Annotated in this window: 15 protein-coding genes; 8 read left to right on the top strand and 7 right to left on the bottom strand. The window is 68.0% G+C overall.

What is annotated here, in order from left to right; all coding sequences use genetic code 11:
- Positions 1-182 precede the first annotated feature (182 nt).
- Genes hemC through SPYCA_RS15255 form a run of 5 tightly spaced genes read left to right on the top strand, consistent with a single transcriptional unit; the run spans position 183 to position 5,114 of the window.
- Positions 183-1,130 (top strand): hydroxymethylbilane synthase, encoded by a 948-nt coding sequence (gene hemC / locus SPYCA_RS15275; protein ID WP_120221657.1) that lies wholly within the window; start codon positions 183-185, stop codon positions 1,128-1,130.
- Complete coding sequence (locus SPYCA_RS15270) at positions 1,127-1,816, top strand: uroporphyrinogen-III synthase (RefSeq protein WP_120221656.1); 690 nt, start codon at positions 1,127-1,129, stop codon at positions 1,814-1,816. The genes hemC and SPYCA_RS15270 overlap by 4 nt, the downstream gene beginning before the upstream one ends.
- A 19-nt stretch (positions 1,817-1,835) precedes the next feature.
- Entirely contained in the window at positions 1,836-2,744 is a 909-nt protein-coding gene (locus SPYCA_RS15265) for a hypothetical protein (protein WP_120221655.1), read from the top strand.
- 47 nt (positions 2,745-2,791) lie between these two features.
- Entirely contained in the window at positions 2,792-3,994 is a 1,203-nt protein-coding gene (locus SPYCA_RS15260) for an acyl-CoA dehydrogenase (RefSeq protein ID WP_120221654.1), read from the top strand.
- Positions 3,987-5,114 (top strand): CaiB/BaiF CoA transferase family protein, encoded by a 1,128-nt coding sequence (locus SPYCA_RS15255; RefSeq protein ID WP_120221653.1) that lies wholly within the window; start codon positions 3,987-3,989, stop codon positions 5,112-5,114. The genes SPYCA_RS15260 and SPYCA_RS15255 overlap by 8 nt, the downstream gene beginning before the upstream one ends.
- A 116-nt stretch (positions 5,115-5,230) precedes the next feature.
- On the opposite strand, the gene SPYCA_RS15250 is transcribed toward SPYCA_RS15255, so the two are convergent.
- The gene (locus SPYCA_RS15250) at positions 5,231-7,597 is read right to left on the bottom strand and encodes a TonB-dependent receptor (protein ID WP_120221652.1); all 2,367 of its coding nucleotides are present in this window, start codon (positions 7,595-7,597) and stop codon (positions 5,231-5,233) included.
- Positions 7,598-7,801: 204 nt separating this feature from the next.
- On the opposite strand from SPYCA_RS15250, the gene SPYCA_RS15245 reads away from it, so the two are divergent.
- Positions 7,802-8,437 carry a TetR/AcrR family transcriptional regulator gene (locus SPYCA_RS15245; protein ID WP_120221651.1) on the top strand — a complete coding sequence of 212 codons (636 nt, stop codon included), beginning with the start codon at positions 7,802-7,804 and terminating at the stop codon, positions 8,435-8,437.
- 230 nt (positions 8,438-8,667) lie between these two features.
- Here SPYCA_RS15245 and metW read toward each other — a convergent pair whose 3' ends face one another.
- Entirely contained in the window at positions 8,668-9,255 is a 588-nt protein-coding gene (gene metW / locus SPYCA_RS15240) for a methionine biosynthesis protein MetW (protein WP_120221650.1), read from the bottom strand.
- Positions 9,255-10,376: a homoserine O-acetyltransferase MetX gene (gene metX, locus SPYCA_RS15235; protein ID WP_120221649.1), complete on the bottom strand. Its 1,122-nt coding sequence runs from the start codon at positions 10,374-10,376 to the stop codon at positions 9,255-9,257. Before metX ends, metW begins: the two co-directional genes overlap by 1 nt.
- A gap of 342 nt (positions 10,377-10,718) precedes the next feature.
- Here metX and hisC point away from each other — a divergent pair, with 342 nt between their 5' ends.
- Both hisC and SPYCA_RS15225 read left to right on the top strand, forming a co-directional pair.
- Complete coding sequence (gene hisC, locus SPYCA_RS15230) at positions 10,719-11,834, top strand: histidinol-phosphate transaminase (protein ID WP_120222381.1); 1,116 nt, start codon at positions 10,719-10,721, stop codon at positions 11,832-11,834.
- Positions 11,834-12,748 carry a prephenate/arogenate dehydrogenase family protein gene (locus SPYCA_RS15225; protein WP_120221648.1) on the top strand — a complete coding sequence of 305 codons (915 nt, stop codon included), beginning with the start codon at positions 11,834-11,836 and terminating at the stop codon, positions 12,746-12,748. Before hisC ends, SPYCA_RS15225 begins: the two co-directional genes overlap by 1 nt.
- Positions 12,749-12,860: 112 nt before the next feature.
- On the opposite strand, the gene SPYCA_RS15220 is transcribed toward SPYCA_RS15225, so the two are convergent.
- From SPYCA_RS15220 to ftsE, 4 genes are read right to left on the bottom strand one after another with little or no spacing between them, the layout of a single operon-like run.
- Positions 12,861-13,580, bottom strand: coding sequence for a lysophospholipid acyltransferase family protein (locus SPYCA_RS15220; protein ID WP_120221647.1), 720 nt, complete (start codon positions 13,578-13,580; stop codon positions 12,861-12,863).
- 10 nt (positions 13,581-13,590) lie between these two features.
- Positions 13,591-14,121 carry a YdcF family protein gene (locus SPYCA_RS15215; protein WP_120221646.1) on the bottom strand — a complete coding sequence of 177 codons (531 nt, stop codon included), beginning with the start codon at positions 14,119-14,121 and terminating at the stop codon, positions 13,591-13,593.
- On the bottom strand, positions 14,118-15,023 hold the full coding sequence (locus SPYCA_RS15210) for a cell division protein FtsX (RefSeq protein WP_120221645.1): 906 nt from the start codon (positions 15,021-15,023) through the stop codon (positions 14,118-14,120). Before SPYCA_RS15210 ends, SPYCA_RS15215 begins: the two co-directional genes overlap by 4 nt.
- A gap of 10 nt (positions 15,024-15,033) precedes the next feature.
- Positions 15,034-15,762, bottom strand: coding sequence for a cell division ATP-binding protein FtsE (gene ftsE, locus SPYCA_RS15205; RefSeq protein ID WP_232003354.1), 729 nt, complete (start codon positions 15,760-15,762; stop codon positions 15,034-15,036).
- Positions 15,763-15,816 lie beyond the last annotated feature (54 nt).

Genomic DNA, 15,816 nt, shown 5'->3' with positions numbered 1-15,816 from the left:
CTTCTCCACGGAGCGCCGCGTCAAAGCGCGATGTCGATCAAGAACAGAGCTTGTCGGCCCGCAATTCCTCCCCGCGCCTCCGCGCCTCCGCGTGAATCAAATCCTTCCCTTCTCGGCGCCCTCTGCGCCTCTGCGCGATCCCTTCTCTTCCTTTTCGGGCGCGCAGGGCTTAGCAGCGGCGCATGAATGATCTTCCGACCCCCGACAGCCCCCTCCGCATCGGCACGCGCGCCTCGCCGCTGGCGATGGCGCAGGCGAACATGGCCGCGGCGGCGCTGATCGCGGCGCACGGGCTCGACATGGCGGCGCTCGAGATCGTGCCGATGACCGCAACGGGCGACCGGATCCAGGATCGCGCGCTCGCCGAGGTCGGCGGCAAGGCCTTGTGGACGCGCGAGCTCGACGCCGCGCTTGATGCCGGGACGATCGATGTCGCGGTCCATTCGCTCAAGGATGTCGAAACGTTGCGCGACGCACGCTTTTTCCTCGGCGCGATGCTCGAGCGCGCCGATCCGCGCGACCGGCTGGTGGTGCGCGAAGGGATTGCGGCGCAAACCATCGCCGAGCTGCCGACCGGCGCGCGGCTGGGGACGAGCAGCCCGCGCCGCGCGGCGCAGGTGCGGCGGCTGCGCCCCGATCTCGACACGGTGCTGCTGCGCGGCAATGTCGCAACGCGGCTGGCCAGGCTCGCGGCGGGCGAGGTCGACGCGACATTGCTCGCCGCGGCGGGGCTGGAACGGCTGGGGATGCACGACATCGGCACGGCGCTGGGCCCGGAGCTGCTGCTTCCCGCGGCGTCGCAGGGCGCGATCGGCATCGAATGCCGCGCCGACGATGCGCGGGCCATAGCGCTGCTCGCTGCGGTCGACCATGCACCGACGCATCGCGCCGTCGCCGCTGAGCGCGCCTTGCTTGCCGCGCTGGGGGGCGATTGCCGCTCGCCCGTCGCGGCTTATGCGGCGTGGCTGGCGGACGGCGCGCTGCGCCTCGATGCCGAGCTCTATTCGGAGGATGGCGCCGAGCATGTCGCGGGCCATGTCATCGTCACCGACGCTGGCGTCGTCGCGGCGCTGGGGCATCGCCTGCTGGCCGATGCGCCGCCCGGCATCCGTCGGCTGTTCGCGCCATGAGCGACGGCGTGCCGCTGATCGTCACGCGGCCCGAACCGGGCAATGCGGCGACTGTCGCGCGCGCGCGTTCGCTGGGTTTTGACGTTCACGCGATGCCGCTCTTTGCCGCGCGGCCGCTCCACTGGACCCCGCCCGCCGCTGCCGATTTCGATGCGCTGCTGCTGACCAGCGCCTTTGCTGCGCGGCTTGCCGGGCCGGGGCTGGCGGCGCTCGTATCGCTTCCCGCCTATGCCGTCGGCGCGGCGACGGCGGAGGCCGCCCGCGCGGCGGGGCTGACCGTCGCGATGACAGGCGCCGCCGATGCGCAGCGACTTCTTGACGAAATGACGTCGCCGAAAATCGCGCGAATCCTCTGGCTTTGCGGGCGCGACCGGACGCTGCTGCGTACCGGCGGCGCGACGCTGGCGCCGCTGCCCTGCTATGCGGTCGATCCGGCCGATCCGCCTGCACAATGGCGCGCGCTGATCGCGGCGCCGGCGATCCTGCTCGCGCATTCGGCGCGCGCGGCGGAGCGGGTCGCGGCGCTCGCCGGGGCGGCGCGCGCGCATCTGTCGCTGGTCGCGATCAGCGCGGCGGTCGCGGCGGCGGCCGGCCAGGGGTGGCGCGCCCTTGCGGTGGCCGCCGAGGCGAACGACGCCGCAATGTTGGCACAGGCGCGCGCTTTGTGGCACAAGGGTGCAAAATAGGGTCGTTCGAAAGAGACATATGGCAATCGACAATCTCGATACTTCCTCGCCGCCGGGCGAGGCGGTCCCCGCACGGGGGCTATCGTTTCGAGCCCTCGCCATCGCCGCCTTTCTGGCGCTGCTGATCGGGGTCGCGGGCGGTGGATGGGCGGTGAATCGTTGGTTGACCGACGCCAATGCCCCGGCGGCGCGAACGGCGGTGACGCCGAAAAACGGAGTCGATCCGCTGCTGATTGCGGGTGATGCCGTCAAGGCGGCCGAAGCGGGGGCGCCGCTTGTCATTGCTCCGGTCGACGGGGCCGGTGCGCTGACGGCGCGCGTCGCCGAGCTCGAACAGCGGCTGTCGCGCATCACGCTCCAGGCCGAATCGGCGTCGGGCAATGCGTCGCGCGCCGAGGGGCTGCTCGTCGCCTTTGCGGTGCGCCGTGCGCTCGATCGCGGGCTGTCGCTCGGCTATCTCGACGCGCAGCTGCGCCTGCGCTTCGGCGACGACCAGCCCAATGCGGTCAAGACGATCATCGACACCTCGCGCGATCCGGTGACGCTCGAACAATTGCGCGCCGGGCTCGACGCGCTCGCGCCGCAGCTCGTCGGCCGCAGCAGCGAATCCGGCGGCAGTCTGTGGACCGGACTGCGCCGCGAACTCGGCGAATTGTTCGTTGTGCGCGCGGCGGGCACCCAGTCGCCAAGAGCATCCGAACGACTCGATCGCGCGCGTCGTTATCTCGCCGCCGGGCAGGCCGACAAGGCAATTGCCGAGGTCGAGGCGATGCCCGGCGTCGACGCGGCGGGCGAATGGCTGATCGACGCGCGCCGCTATCACGAGGCGCGGCGCGCGCTTGACCTGATCGAGACGGCGGCGATATTGGAACCGCGCGACAGCCCGGCTGCCGCGCTGGCCAAAACAACGGCCGACCCGACTCCGTAGCGTGCATTCCCGCAAGGGGTGCCACCCTCTTTAGGAAAGCCCGTTTCATGGCCCTCGCCGATCCGCAGCGCATCGAAGCGCTCGACCCGCTCGACCCCCTCGCGCTCGATGCCCAGCTGAGCGAGGAGGAGCGGATGATCCGCGACGCCGCGCGCGCCTATGCGACCGGCGAGCTGCTTCCGCGCGTGACCTCGGCCTTCCTCGATGAACGCTTCGACCGCGAGATCATGTCCGAAATGGGCCAGCTCGGCCTGCTCGGCGCGACGATCGACCCCGAATATGGCGGCGCGGGGCTCAATTATGTCAGCTACGGGCTGATCGCGCGCGAGGTCGAGCGGATCGATTCGGGCTATCGGTCGGCCTGTTCGGTGCAGTCGAGCCTCGTGATTCACCCCATCAACGCCTATGGCAGCGAGGAGCAGAAGCGCAAATATCTGCCGGGCCTGACATCGGGCGAGCTGGTCGGCTGCTTCGGCCTCACCGAACCCGACGCGGGCAGCGATCCCGCGGGGATGCGCACGCGCGCCGAAAAGATCGCGGGCGGTTATCGCCTCAAGGGCGCAAAGATGTGGATCACCAATTCGCCGATCGCCGACGTCTTTGTCGTCTGGGCGAAGTCGGAGGCGCACGACGGCGCGATCCGCGGTTTCGTGCTCGAAAAGGGAATGAAGGGCCTGTCGGCGCCGAAGATCGAGGGCAAGGTGAGCCTGCGCGCGTCGATCACCGGCGAGATCGTGATGGACGGGGTCGAGGTTGGCGAGGATGCGCTGCTTCCGCACGTGTCGGGGCTCAAGGGGCCGTTCGGCTGCCTCAACCGCGCGCGCTACGGCATCGGCTGGGGCGCGATGGGCGCGGCCGAGTTCTGCTATGAAGCGGCGCGGGCTTATACGCTCGAACGCAAGCAGTTCGGGCGGCCGCTCGCGGCGAACCAGATCGTGCAATTGAAGCTCGCGAACATGCTCACCGAAATCGCGCTGGGGCTTCAGGCGGCGCTGCGCGTCGGCCGCCTGATCGACGAGGGGCATCTGGCGCCGGACATGATCAGCTTCCTGAAGCGCAACAATTGCGGCAAGGCGCTCGACATCGCGCGCGTCGCGCGCGACATGCACGGCGGCAACGGCATTTCGGCCGATTATCATGTGATCCGCCATGCGGTGAACCTCGAAACGGTGAACACCTATGAGGGGACGCACGACGTCCACGCGCTGATCCTCGGCCGCGCGATCACGGGCATCAGCGCCTTTGCCTGATCCGAAACCGCTGGAGGGCCTCCGCGTCGTCGAGCTGGCGCGGGTGCTCGCGGGACCATGGTGCGGCCAATTGCTCGCCGATCTCGGCGCCGAGGTGGTCAAGGTCGAGCGGCCGGGCGTCGGCGACGACACGCGCGAATGGGGGCCGCCCTTCGTCACTGGCGACGAAGGCGAAAATCTGGGGGCCGCCTATTATCACAGCTGCAACCGGGGCAAGCAGAGCGTCGCGGTCGACATCGCCACCGCCGCGGGGCAGGCCGAGGTGCGCGCGCTGCTTGCCGACGCCGATGTGGTCATCGAAAATTACAAGGTCGGCTCGCTCGTCAAATATGGGCTCGATCCGGGGCGGCTCCGTACCGATTTCCCGCGCCTCATCGTCTGTTCGATCACCGGTTTCGGGCAGACCGGACCCTATGCGCACCGCGCGGGTTATGATTATATCATCCAGGCAATGAGCGGCTTCATGTCGCTGACCGGCGAACCCGACGGGCCGCCGCAAAAGGCGGGAATCGCCTATGCCGACATCTTCACCGGACTCTATTCGGCGGTCGCGATCCTTGCGGCGTTAAGGCGGCGTGACGTCACGGGAGGCGGCGCGCATATCGACATGGCGCTGCTCGATTCGCAGGTCGCCGTCCTTGCCAACCAGGCCGCCAATTATCTCGCGAGCGGCGTCGCGCCGAAACGGATGGGCAATGCCCACGCCAATGTCGTGCCCTATCAGCTCTTCGCGACCGCCGACGGCCAGCTGGTGATCGCGGTGGGCAATGATGCGCAATATCGCAGGCTCTGCGCCATATTGGGCGTGCCCGAATGGGGCGACGATCCGCGCTTTGCGACCAATGCGGCGCGGCTGGCGAACCGCGCCGCGCTGATCCCGCTGCTCGCGGCCAGGATCGCGGCGTGGGAGGCGCAGCCCTTGTCGCTCGCGCTCGAGGCCGAGGGTGTGCCCGCGGGGCCGATCAACGATCTGGCGCAGGTCTTCGCCGACCCGCAGGTGATCGCGCGCGGGATGCGCTTGCGCCCCGACGGCGCGGCGATCGACGGGGTGGCGAGCCCGATCGTCATCGACGGGGTGCGCATGGTCGCGGCGGGCGGCGCGCCGCCGCTGGATGATTGATGTCCGAAGGCGACCGGAAGTGGCCGCTCCCCACCCCCATCTCCGTCATTGCCGCCTGTGCATCGAAAAGAGGCGTCGCAACCGACGCCCCTTTCCCTTTGCCCTGAACGCGTCGGTCAGAATCGGACCGTGCCGGTGATGAACAGCTGGCGCGGGTTGCCGTAAAAGGCGGTGACGACACCCTCGCGCCCCAGGGTCGGCGTCGGCAGGCCCGATGCGTTCAGCACCGGGGTGCCGTCGGCGCCGACCGCAACAAATTGATAGCCCGACGTGATATATTGCTTGTCGAGGATATTCTTGCCGTGGACGCCGAGGCTGAACCGCTCGTCGGGCGCGGTCCACACGATCGACGCATCGAGCAGCGCATAGCCCTTCTGGTCGAGATAGGGGCTCGGCGTTTCAAACTGGTTGGTCTTGCTGCGATAGCTGAGCGTCGTCGACATCGAAAGATCGCCGTCCATGACGGGCAGCGTCGCGCCGAGCATGCCGGCGAGCGTCCAGCGCGGCGTGTTCTGGATGCGGCGCAGATCCGAAACGTCGACGCCGTTGACGATATAGCGCTTATAGTCGCCGTCGATGAAGCCGACGTTGCCGGTGAAGCTGAGCGACGAGCCCGCGCCGGCGAAGTCGCGGGCGAAGCGGGCCTGGGTTTCGAATTCGACGCCCTTGAAACTCGCCTTGGCCGCGTTCGTCGTGACGCCGGCAAAGCTCTCGAACACGCCGTCGCCATTCGCGTCGACGCCGACCGAGCCCGGAATCTGGACATTCTTGTAGTCGCCATAGAAGCCGGTGAGCGCGACGCGGACATTGCCGTCGAGCAGCGAGCCCTTGTAGCCCAGTTCATAGCTGTCGACCGTTTCGGGCTCGAACAGGAAGAAATCATAGATTTCGTCATAGCTGCGGACGCCGTCGCGGTTCGTGTCGGGCGCAATGCGCGTGTCGCCGCGCGGGTCGAAGCTGCCGCCCTTGAAGCCCTGGGCATAGGAGGCGTAGACCATGTGATCGACATTCGGCTTGAAACTGACCGACACCCGCGGGTTGAAATCGGTGAATTTCGCACTGCCGTCGAAATTGGTGACCGTCGCGATCGGAATCGCGGTGCCCCCGAAAATGGGGGATGTGCCGCCGATCTTGGTCTGGCGCAGGATGCGCGAACGGCGCTTGTCGCTGGTGTAGCGGCCCCCGGCCGACAGGCTGAGCTGATCGGTGATGTCGAAGGTGAAGTCGCCGAAGACCGACCAGGTGCGGGTCGTCACGTCGCCCGAGGTGAAGGCGTTGAGTCCCGGCAGACCAAGCAAAGCGCCGGTGGTGCCGAGGATGACGTCGAAGTCGGTCGTCGAATTGGCGTCGAGATAATAAAAACCGACGAGGCCGTTCAGCCGGTCGCCTTCATAGAGAAGCTGGAACTCCTGGCTGAGCTGCTCGTTGCGGTAGACCGCGGGCACATCGACATCGACCGCCGGCAGGCTGTCGAAATCGATCGGCGTAAAGCTGGAATCCTTGCGCCATGCGCTGATCGAGCGGAAGGTGAACGCGTCGCTGAAGTCGACACTCACGCTCATCGCCAGCCCATAAGCCTCGACGTCCTGCTCGGGATTGTTGAGTCCGGCGCGCGTGTCATAGACGTCGCCCAGCACGGGGGCTCCCGACAACAGGCCGGGGATCAGGCGATGGCCGTTGCGCGGGTCCGACTTGTCGCGCGTATAGTCGCCGCTGATGCGGATGAAGACGGGTTCGCCATGGCCGCCGAATTCGATGCTGCCGCGGCCGGCCCAGACGTCCTTGTTGTAGTTTTCGACGCCCGAAAGATTGCGGTTGTCGCCAAAGCCGCCGCGCGAGAGGCGCGCACCCGACAGACCGACGCGCAGAAGGTCGCTGACCGGCGCGCTGGCGGTGACGACCAGGTCGGCCTGGTCATAGGTGCCGTAGCTGGCGCGGGCCTTGAGGCTGGGTTCCTGGGGCAAGCGCCGGGTCACATATTTGATCGCGCCGCCGATGGTGTTGCGTCCATAAAGGGTGCCCTGCGGCCCGCGCAGAACCTCGACGCGTTCGACATCATAGATGTCGATCACCGCCGCCTGCGGGCGGTTCAGATAGACGTCGTCGAGATAGATGCCGACGCCCGATTCGAAGCCCGAAACGGGATCCTGCTGGCCGACCCCGCGGATGAAGGCGGTCAGCGTCGAATTGGTCCCGCGCGAGTTTTCGAGCGTGACGTTCGGCGCCTGATTCTGGACGTCGGTGATGTCGATCGCGCCCGCGGCTTCGAGCGCCGCGCCCGAAATGGCGGTGACCGCGACAGGAACATCGATCAGCCGTTCGTCGCGGCGGCGGGCGGTGACGATGATGTCATTGTCGCCGCTGTCTTCGACCGCGGGCGCGGCCCCCGCGTCCTGCGCCACGGCGGCGGGAGCGAGGCCGAGCATCGACAGCGTGCTCGAGGCGAGAATGGCGCGGCGCAGCGTGCGAGCGAAAGGACGCATGAAAGTCTCCCAATCACGGGCGGCCCCTCGCCACCCCTGCTTTCGTTGAGCCTGGAGCTTGCCAAGCCGTGCCGCAGCCAATAATGAAAGATGAACCAAGTTTCAACTTGGAATATGCGACGGTCGTTTTTTGCTTGCCAGTGGTGCCGAAATGCCACGATTGAGCGAAGGGCCCGGCCGAACGACGGAGAGGCGGAAGGCATTATGGATCAACGGCACGCCGCAGCGGAGGATGGCGCGGGCGAAGCGCGCGACAAAACGCCGCGCACCGAACGCGGACGCCGCACCTTGCGCAAGCTGCTCGACGCCGCGGCGGTCGAGTTCGGCGAGCGCGGCTTTCACGAGGCGTCGATCAGCGCGATCACGCGCCGCGCCGGGACCGCGCTCGGCAGTTTCTATACCTATTTCGATTCAAAGGAGGAAATCTTCCAGGCGCTCGTCCGCTATATGAGCGAGCAATTGCGCGATCATGTGACGCCGCGCGTGCAGGCCGCACCCGACGAGATCAGCGCGGAGCGCATCGGGCTGGAATCCTATTTGGGTTTCGTGCGCGAGCATAAGGAGATTTACCGCATCATCGACGAGGCCGAGTTCGTCGATTACGCAAGCTATCGCCGCCACTATGAAACCACCGTCGCGCGCGTGCGTCAGCGGCTCGAGGGCGGCGCCGCCCGCGGCGAGATCCGCGCCGACGTCGGGGAGATCCACGCCTGGGCGATCGGCGGCATGAACGTGTTTCTGGGGATGCGCTATGGTCTGTGGGACACTGACAGCGACATTTCCGAAATTGCACGGATCGCGAATGATTTTGTGGCGAACGGGCTGAAGAAACGGGATTGAGGGGCTTTGGCGGTGTTCGGGCTGCGTCCGCGCGCGGCTGAATGGCCGTTTTGGGGTGGGGAGCAGCCCTATAACTCCGTCATGCTGAACTCGTTTCAGCATCCATGGCCTGCCCATTAATTCCACGCAGCGCCGAACGAAACGACTGGGCCATAGACCCTGAAACAAGTTCAGGGTGACGATGATTGATAGGTCCGCAACCGGTCGAAAGCGGTCGCGACCTGCGCGCATCAACCGCGCGCGATCAGAAAGATCGCATGTTCGGCACGCCAGCTTGCCGCGGCGTCGCTCGTCGGCTTGTCGCCCGACAGGTGCCAGACGCGCTCGACCCGGATTCGCTTGGCGCGAACGAGGTCGCGAAAATCGCTGACGGTGACATGGTGGATGTTTGGCGTTTCGTACCAGGCAACGGGCAGGAGGCGGGTCACCGGCATCCGGCCGTTCCACAGAAGCGCGAGCCGTACGCGCCAGTGCGCGAAATTGGGAAAGCTGACAAAGGCGCGCGGCGCGATGCGGAGCAGCTCGTCGACGACGCGGTCGGGTCGCTCGGTCGTTTGCAGCGTCTGCGAGAGGATTGCATAGTCGAAAGCATCGCCCGGATAGTCGGCGAGGTCGCGGTTCGCGTCGCCCTGCACCACCGATTGCCCGCGGGCGATCGCGGCGGTGACATTGGCCGGATCGATTTCCAGCCCGCGCGCGTCGACGCCCTTGGCACCGAGCGCCACCATCAGCTCACCATCACCGCAGCCGATGTCGAGCACGCGCGCGCCCGGCGGCACGGCATCGGCGATGATCGCGAGGTCGGGACGCAGCGCCATCAGCGGCCGACCCCCAGCGCGCCCGCGACGATCCGGTCGAGCGCGGGGACGTCGAGGAGGAAACTGTCATGGCCGAAGGGCGCCGACAGCTCGACGAAGCTCGCCGCCGCGCCGACGCTTTGCAGCGCCTGGACGATGCGCCGCGATTCGGCGGTGGGGTAAAGCCAGTCGGTATCGAAGCTGACGAGCGTGAAGCGCACATCCTTCGCCTTCGCGAATGCGCCGGCAAGGCGGCCGTCGTGCGGTTCGGCGAGGTCGAAATAGTCCATCGCGCGCGTGATATAGAGATAGGCGTTGGCGTCGAAGCGGTCGGTGAAGGCCAGCCCCTGATGCCGGAGATAGGATTCGATCTGGAAATCGGCGTCGAAGCCGAAGCTCTTTATGTCGCGTGCCTGCAAGCGGCGGCCGAACTTCTCGGTCAGCCCCGCTTCGGACAAATAGGTGATGTGCGCCGCCATGCGCGCGACCGCGAGCCCCTTGGTGGGCGCGCGCGCGCTGCCATAATATTGGCCGTCCTGCCAGTCGGGATCGGCCATGATCGCCTGCCGTCCGACCTCGTGGAACGCGATATTCTGCGCCGAATGGCGCGCCGCGCTGGCGATGACGATCGCCGAGGCGAGGCGTTCGGGACAGGCCGACGCCCAGGCGAGCGCCTGCATCCCGCCCATCGACCCGCCGACGACCGCGTGGAGGCGCGCAATGCCGAGATGATCGAGCAGCATCGCCTGCGCGCGCACCATGTCGGCGATGGTGATGACCGGAAAGGCCATGCCGAGCGGCGCGCCGGTCGCGGGGTCGGGGGTCGCCGGGCCGCTCGACCCCATGCAGCTGCCGAGGACATTGGCGCAGACGACGTGGAAGCGGTCGGTGTCGATCGGCTTGCCGGGACCGACCATGCGCGCCCACCAGCCGGGCTTGCCCGTCGCGGGATGGTCGCTCGCGACATATTGGTCGCCGGTGAGCGCATGGCAGACGAGCACCGCGTTCGACCTGTCGGCGTTGAGCGCGCCATAGCTTTGCCAGGCGATCGTCACCGACGGCAGCCGCTGGCCGCTGTCGAGCGGCAGCGGCGCCTCTATCGTCACGCTCTGATGCTGGATTTCGTGTAGCCGGCTCGCCATGGGAAGGCGGGGCTAAGCGGGCAAGGGGGGCGTGTCAACGATGCGCGCGCGCAGAACCGGGGCTGGACTATTCGCGCAGCGACGCCGAGCCGCCAAGGATTTGATTCACGCGGAGACGCGGAGACGCGGAGAAATGGAGCCCGCCGCGAAGCGACCCTCGATCCGCGGCTTCTCCCACGACCGGAGCGCAGCCGGAGAAAGGGGGCCTTTCGGCCCCGAATACCATCCTCCGCGTCTCCGCGTCTCCGCGTGAACCTTTTTCTTCCTCTGCGCGCTCCGCGCCTCTGCGCGAATCCCATCAACAAACTGGACTCGGCGGCCGCAGCCGTTAAACGCCGCCGCATGACCGACGCGACCCCAACCCTGACGCCCAAGCCGTGGATCAGCGGCATCGCTCCCTATGTTCCCGGCAAATCGGCCGGCGCCGATGGTCGCCCGCTGATCAAGCTGAGCGCGAACGAGAATCCGCTCGGCACGGGAGACAAGGCGCGCGCGGCCTTTGCCGCGGCGCAGGCGGCGCCCGATGCGCTCTCGCGCTATCCCGATCCGGGGTCGGTGGAGCTGCGCGCGGCGATCGCCGCCAAATATGGGCTCGATCCCGACCGGGTGATCTGCGGCAACGGGTCGGACGAGCTGCTCCACCTCGCGGCGGGGGCCTATGCCGGCGCGGGCGACGAGATTCTCTATGTCCGCTATGGCTTTGCGGTCTATGAAATCGCCGCGCGGCGGGTCGGCGCGGTGCCCGTCGAGGCCGACGACCGCGATTTTGCCACCGACGTCGATGCGCTGCTCGCCGCGGTGACCGACAGGACGCGCGTGGTCTATCTCGCCAATCCGAACAATCCGACGGGGACGCTGGCGACGCGCGACGAGGTTGCGCGCATTCATGCCGGGCTGCCGAAAGACGTGCTGTTCGTGATCGACCAGGCCTATGCCGAATATCTGACGCCGGACGAGGACGACGGCGGGCTCGAGCTGGCGAAGACGCAGCCCAACGTCTTTGTCACGCGCACCTTTTCAAAGATCCACGGCCTTGCCGCCGAGCGCATCGGCTGGGGCTATGCGTCCAGCGACGTGATTGCGGCGCTGCACCGCATCCGCCTGCCGTTCAACGTTACCCGCGCGGGGCAGGCGGCGGCGGTCGCGGCGCTCGGCGACGATGATTTCGTAAACCGCAGCCGCGCGCATAATGCCCGCTGGCGCGCCTGGCTGGCGCAGGAGCTGGAGAGCCTTGGCAACCATGGCGTGCGCGTCATCCCGTCGGCGACCAATTTCCTGCTCGTGCTGTTCGAGGGCCAAGTGAGCGCCGAGACAGTCTATCATCGGCTGATGGACGCGGGCTATATCGTCCGCTGGCTGCCCGGACAGGGGATTCCGCAGGCGCTGCGCATGACGATCGGCACCGAGGACGAGACGCGCGGACTGGCGGCGGCGATCCGCGCCGCGCTCGCCGGTTGATGCCTGCAACGTCGCGCGTCGCGCGCGTCGCGATCGTCGGGCTGGGCCTGATCGGTTCATCCATCGCGCGCGCCGTGACGGCGCGGCTGCCCGGCGTCGCGGTGACGGGCTATGACGCGAAGGATGCGGTGCGCGCCGAAGCGCGGGCGCTGGGGCTTTGCGATACGATCGTCGACGATGCTGCCGCCGCCGCCGCCGATGCCGACCTTGTTATCCTTGCGGTGCCGGTCGGACGGATGGCCGATGCGGCGGCGGCGATCGCGCCGGGGCTGAAACCGCAAGCGATCATCTCCGACGTCGGATCGTCGAAGGCGGGGGTTGCCGCCGCGCTCGCCAAAGCCTTGCCCGATCATGCCGTCATTCCGGCACACCCCGTCGCGGGGACCGAAAACAGTGGGCCAGCCGCGGGTTTTGCGACGCTGTTCGAGGGGCGGTGGTGCATCGTCACTCCGCCGGCGAGTGCGCCGCAGGACGCCGTGACGGCGGTGACGTCATTCTGGGAAGCGCTCGGCGCGCGGGTCGAGACGATGGACGCGGCGCATCATGACATGGTGCTCGCGGTGACGAGCCACCTGCCGCACCTCATCGCTTACACGATCGTCGGCACCGCGAGCGAGCTGGAGGAAGTCACCGAGAGCGAGGTCATCAAATATTCGGCGGGCGGTTTTCGCGACTTCACGCGCATCGCGGCGAGCGACCCGGTGATGTGGCGCGACGTTTTCCTCGCCAACAAGGACGCCGTGCTCGCGACGCTCCAGCGCTTCAACGAGGATCTGACCGTGCTGCAACAGGCGATCCGCCGCGGCGACGGCGCGCGGCTGGAGGACTGGTTCACGCGCACGCGCGCGATCCGCCGCTCGATCATCGAACAGGGGCAGGATGATGCGGCGCCCGATTTCGGGCGGAAACATTGACTCGTTTTCCCTCCCCCTTGATGGTGCAAGGACGCGCGATTACCCTCATCCAATTTTCCCTAACCGCTTCGCGGCAAGGCTTCCCATCCTTCGCCCGTCAAGGGGGAAGGAGTCAGTCCGCCCACAACGCCTCGGGCGGGTTCAGCGCGTTGATCGCGGCGCGCACGCGCGCTTCGGCCTCCTCGCGCGGCAGGCCGGGGGGGATGGTTTCGCCGACGCGGTAGGTGATCGTGCCCGGCCATTTGATCCAGCGCCGCGGCGGATAGGCGATGCCGCTGTTCACCGCGACGGGGACGACCGGCACGCCGAGCAGGCGGTACATGCCGGCGAAACCGGGGCGCAGCGCGGGTGCCTGCCCATGCGGCACGCGCGTCCCCTCGGCAAAGAGGACCAGCGGACGACCGCTGGCGAGCGCGGCCTTCGCCGCGCCGAGCATCGCGCGCATCGCCTTGCCGCCGCCGTCGCGGTCGACGGGGATCAGCCCGTAAAAATGCGCCGCCTGGCCCCAGACCGGGATCGAAAACAGCTCTTCTTTCGCGAACACGGCGGGATGGCGGAAGAGCAGCGGCTGCTCGATCGTCTCGAACGCGCTTTCATGCTTGAAAACGTAAAGCACCGGACTGTCGGGCATGTCGCCCTCCACGACGATCCGCTGGCCGAGCACGAAACGGCAGATCAGCCGGTGAAAGCGCGCCCAGACGCGCACGAATGCGATCGTTGCCCGGTGCGAGATCGGCAGCGCGACGACCGCGCCGATCGACGCGACGCTGCTCATCAGGACGAACAGCAGCCAGAAGAGGATCGAGCGGCAAAGGGCGAGGGCGGTGCGCACGGCGGGGCGTTTACAGGCCGAGAAGGCCGCCCGCCAGCCCCGCGAGATATTTATGATATTCGCGGAACAGCGTCGCCAGGTTCGGCTGGCTGCGCACCGCGTCGGGCACGATCGTCACATCGTCGCCGACCGCACGGCCGATTTCATATTCGGCGCGGCGCATGTGCCAGTCGGTCGTGACCAGCCGGATGCTCTTGTAATCGCGTCGTTTTGCCCAGGCGGCGACCTCGGTGGCGTTCGAGCGCGTGTCCTCCGCCTCGAACCCCAGCGCGACGCAGCAATCGAACAAGGCCATCGGGCGGTCATATTCGGCGGCAAGTTCGCGCGGTTTGACCTCGCGCGCGACGCCGCTGATCAGAAGGCGCCTGGCGTCGCCCGCCTCGAGCCGTTCGAGCGCGCGGTCGATGCGGCCGGGGCCGCCGGTGACGACGACGATCGCGTCGGTCTTTTGCGGCGGCGCGGGCAGCGGCAGGAGCAGCGCGAACCAGGCGAAACCCAGCACCCACGCGAGGAACAGCAGCGAGATCAGGCGCTTGATCATAACATCTTCTTGAGCGCGGCGAGCAGCGTCTGGCGCGCCGTCAGGGCAGCGAGCGCGATAGCCAATAGCGGCAGCGCCAGCAAGAGCGCCCATCCCGCAGGGCCGAGCGAGGCGGTCGCGGCGAGCCCGGCGGTCACCCCCGACCATTGCCAGCCGACAAGCAGCAGGATCGCGGCGGCGACGAGGCTGCCAAGCGCGATGCCATAGGCGGTGTCGATCGCGATCCGCCGCTGGAACAGCCGTGCGATTTGCCGGTCGGTCGCGCCGATTAGGTGCAGCATCTCGATCGTCGCAAAATGCGTGCCGAGCGCCGCGCGCGCGGTCATGATCACCACGGCGGCGCTCGCGAGCGTCATCAGCAGGACCAGCCCCGCGGCGATCCAGGCGAGCGAGCGGATCAGCCGCGCGACCGGGCCGAGCCATTCGGCATGCGGGATGATCCGCGCGCCGGGCGCTTCGCGCGCGACAAGCGCTTCGAGCGCCGCCATCGCGCCCGCGCGGTCGCCGCCGACGAAGTCGATGTCGACGAGAGCGGGGAGCGGCAGCGAACGCAGCAGCGGGTCGTCGCCTTCGGCGCTGCCGAACCATTGGCCTAGCATCGCCTGCAATTCCTCGCGCTCGACCGCGCGCGCCGCGCGGACGAAGGGAGCCGTGCCGGCCGCGCGGCGGAGCGCCGCGGCCTGCTCGGCGCGCGTCACCGGATTGGCGGTGACGATCTGGACGGTGACGCGGCCCGCGATCGCATCGCCGATCGCATTGGCCGCGCGCGCGAGCCCGACCCCGGCGGCGGCGGCGAGCAGGGTCAGCATCATCAGGATCGCGATAATCCACGGCGTCGGCCCCGACAGGCGGCGGTCGGGGAGCAGGCGGCGGTGCTGGACGGGAACGCGCGGGATGATCATCGCTCGTCCATCAGGCGCGGTTCGGCGGATAGCGCAGCGCGCCGGTGGGATCGAATAGCCGCCCTTTTTCGAGCCGCATCATCTGCGCATTTTCGATGCGGCTGATGAGGTGGATGTCGTGCGTCGCGACGACGACGGTGGTGCCGAGGCGATTGAGCGCCTCGAACAGCCCCAGCAGGCGCATCGCCATGTCGGGATCGACGTTGCCCGTCGGCTCGTCGGCGACGAGCAGTTGCGGGCGCGCGATCACCGCGCGCGCGATCGCGACGCGCTGCTGCTCGCCGCCCGACAGCGTCGGCGGAAAGGCGTCGGCGCGTTCGCCCAGCCCGATCCAGCTCAGCATCTCGCCGACCGGCCCCGCCAGATCCTCCTCGCCCACCCCCGCGATGCGCAGCGGCAGCGCGATATTGTCGCGCGCGCTCAGATGCGGGATCAGGCGGAAATCCTGGAACACGACGCCGATGCGGCGACGAAAACCCGGCAGGCGGTGGCGCGGCATGGCGACCAGATCCTCGCCGAACAGGCGGACGATGCCGCGGCTCGGCCGCTGCGCCAGATAGAGCATTTTCAGAAGCGACGTCTTGCCCGCGCCCGACGCGCCGGTGAGGAAATAGAAGCTGCCGGGTTGCAGGTTGAAGCTGATGTCCGAAAGAACCTCGGCATCGGGACCGTAACGCAGACCGACGCCGCTGAACTCGACCATCGCGCCGCCGGGGCGCATCGGGGCCGCGTCGGTCATCGCGTCGCACGCGGGTGCGCGACGGGGCGCACGGCCTCAAGGAACAGGGGCGCT

Source organism: Sphingopyxis sp. FD7, assembly GCF_003609835.1.
In the GTDB taxonomy this organism is placed as follows: Bacteria; Pseudomonadota; Alphaproteobacteria; order Sphingomonadales; family Sphingomonadaceae; genus Sphingopyxis.
Note: the sequence above shows the minus strand (reverse complement) of the source record. Positions and strands in the feature narration are given on the sequence as shown.

What these genes read in the sequence shown, in the direction of transcription:
- hemC (WP_120221657.1), top strand. Translation starts at nt 183, where the DNA reads ATGAATGATCTTCCGACCCCCGACAGCCCCCTCCGCATCGGCACGCGC.
- SPYCA_RS15270 (WP_120221656.1), top strand. Translation starts at nt 1,127, where the DNA reads ATGAGCGACGGCGTGCCGCTGATCGTCACGCGGCCCGAACCGGGCAAT.
- SPYCA_RS15265 (WP_120221655.1), top strand. Translation starts at nt 1,836, where the DNA reads ATGGCAATCGACAATCTCGATACTTCCTCGCCGCCGGGCGAGGCGGTC.
- SPYCA_RS15260 (WP_120221654.1), top strand. Translation starts at nt 2,792, where the DNA reads ATGGCCCTCGCCGATCCGCAGCGCATCGAAGCGCTCGACCCGCTCGAC.
- SPYCA_RS15250 (WP_120221652.1), bottom strand. Translation starts at nt 7,597, where the DNA reads ATGCGTCCTTTCGCTCGCACGCTGCGCCGCGCCATTCTCGCCTCGAGC.
- SPYCA_RS15245 (WP_120221651.1), top strand. Translation starts at nt 7,802, where the DNA reads ATGGATCAACGGCACGCCGCAGCGGAGGATGGCGCGGGCGAAGCGCGC.
- metW (WP_120221650.1), bottom strand. Translation starts at nt 9,255, where the DNA reads ATGGCGCTGCGTCCCGACCTCGCGATCATCGCCGATGCCGTGCCGCCG.
- metX (WP_120221649.1), bottom strand. Translation starts at nt 10,376, where the DNA reads ATGGCGAGCCGGCTACACGAAATCCAGCATCAGAGCGTGACGATAGAG.
- hisC (WP_120222381.1), top strand. Translation starts at nt 10,719, where the DNA reads ATGACCGACGCGACCCCAACCCTGACGCCCAAGCCGTGGATCAGCGGC.
- SPYCA_RS15225 (WP_120221648.1), top strand. Translation starts at nt 11,834, where the DNA reads ATGCCTGCAACGTCGCGCGTCGCGCGCGTCGCGATCGTCGGGCTGGGC.
- SPYCA_RS15215 (WP_120221646.1), bottom strand. Translation starts at nt 14,121, where the DNA reads ATGATCAAGCGCCTGATCTCGCTGCTGTTCCTCGCGTGGGTGCTGGGT.
- SPYCA_RS15210 (WP_120221645.1), bottom strand. Translation starts at nt 15,023, where the DNA reads ATGATCATCCCGCGCGTTCCCGTCCAGCACCGCCGCCTGCTCCCCGAC.
- ftsE (WP_232003354.1), bottom strand. Translation starts at nt 15,762, where the DNA reads ATGACCGACGCGGCCCCGATGCGCCCCGGCGGCGCGATGGTCGAGTTC.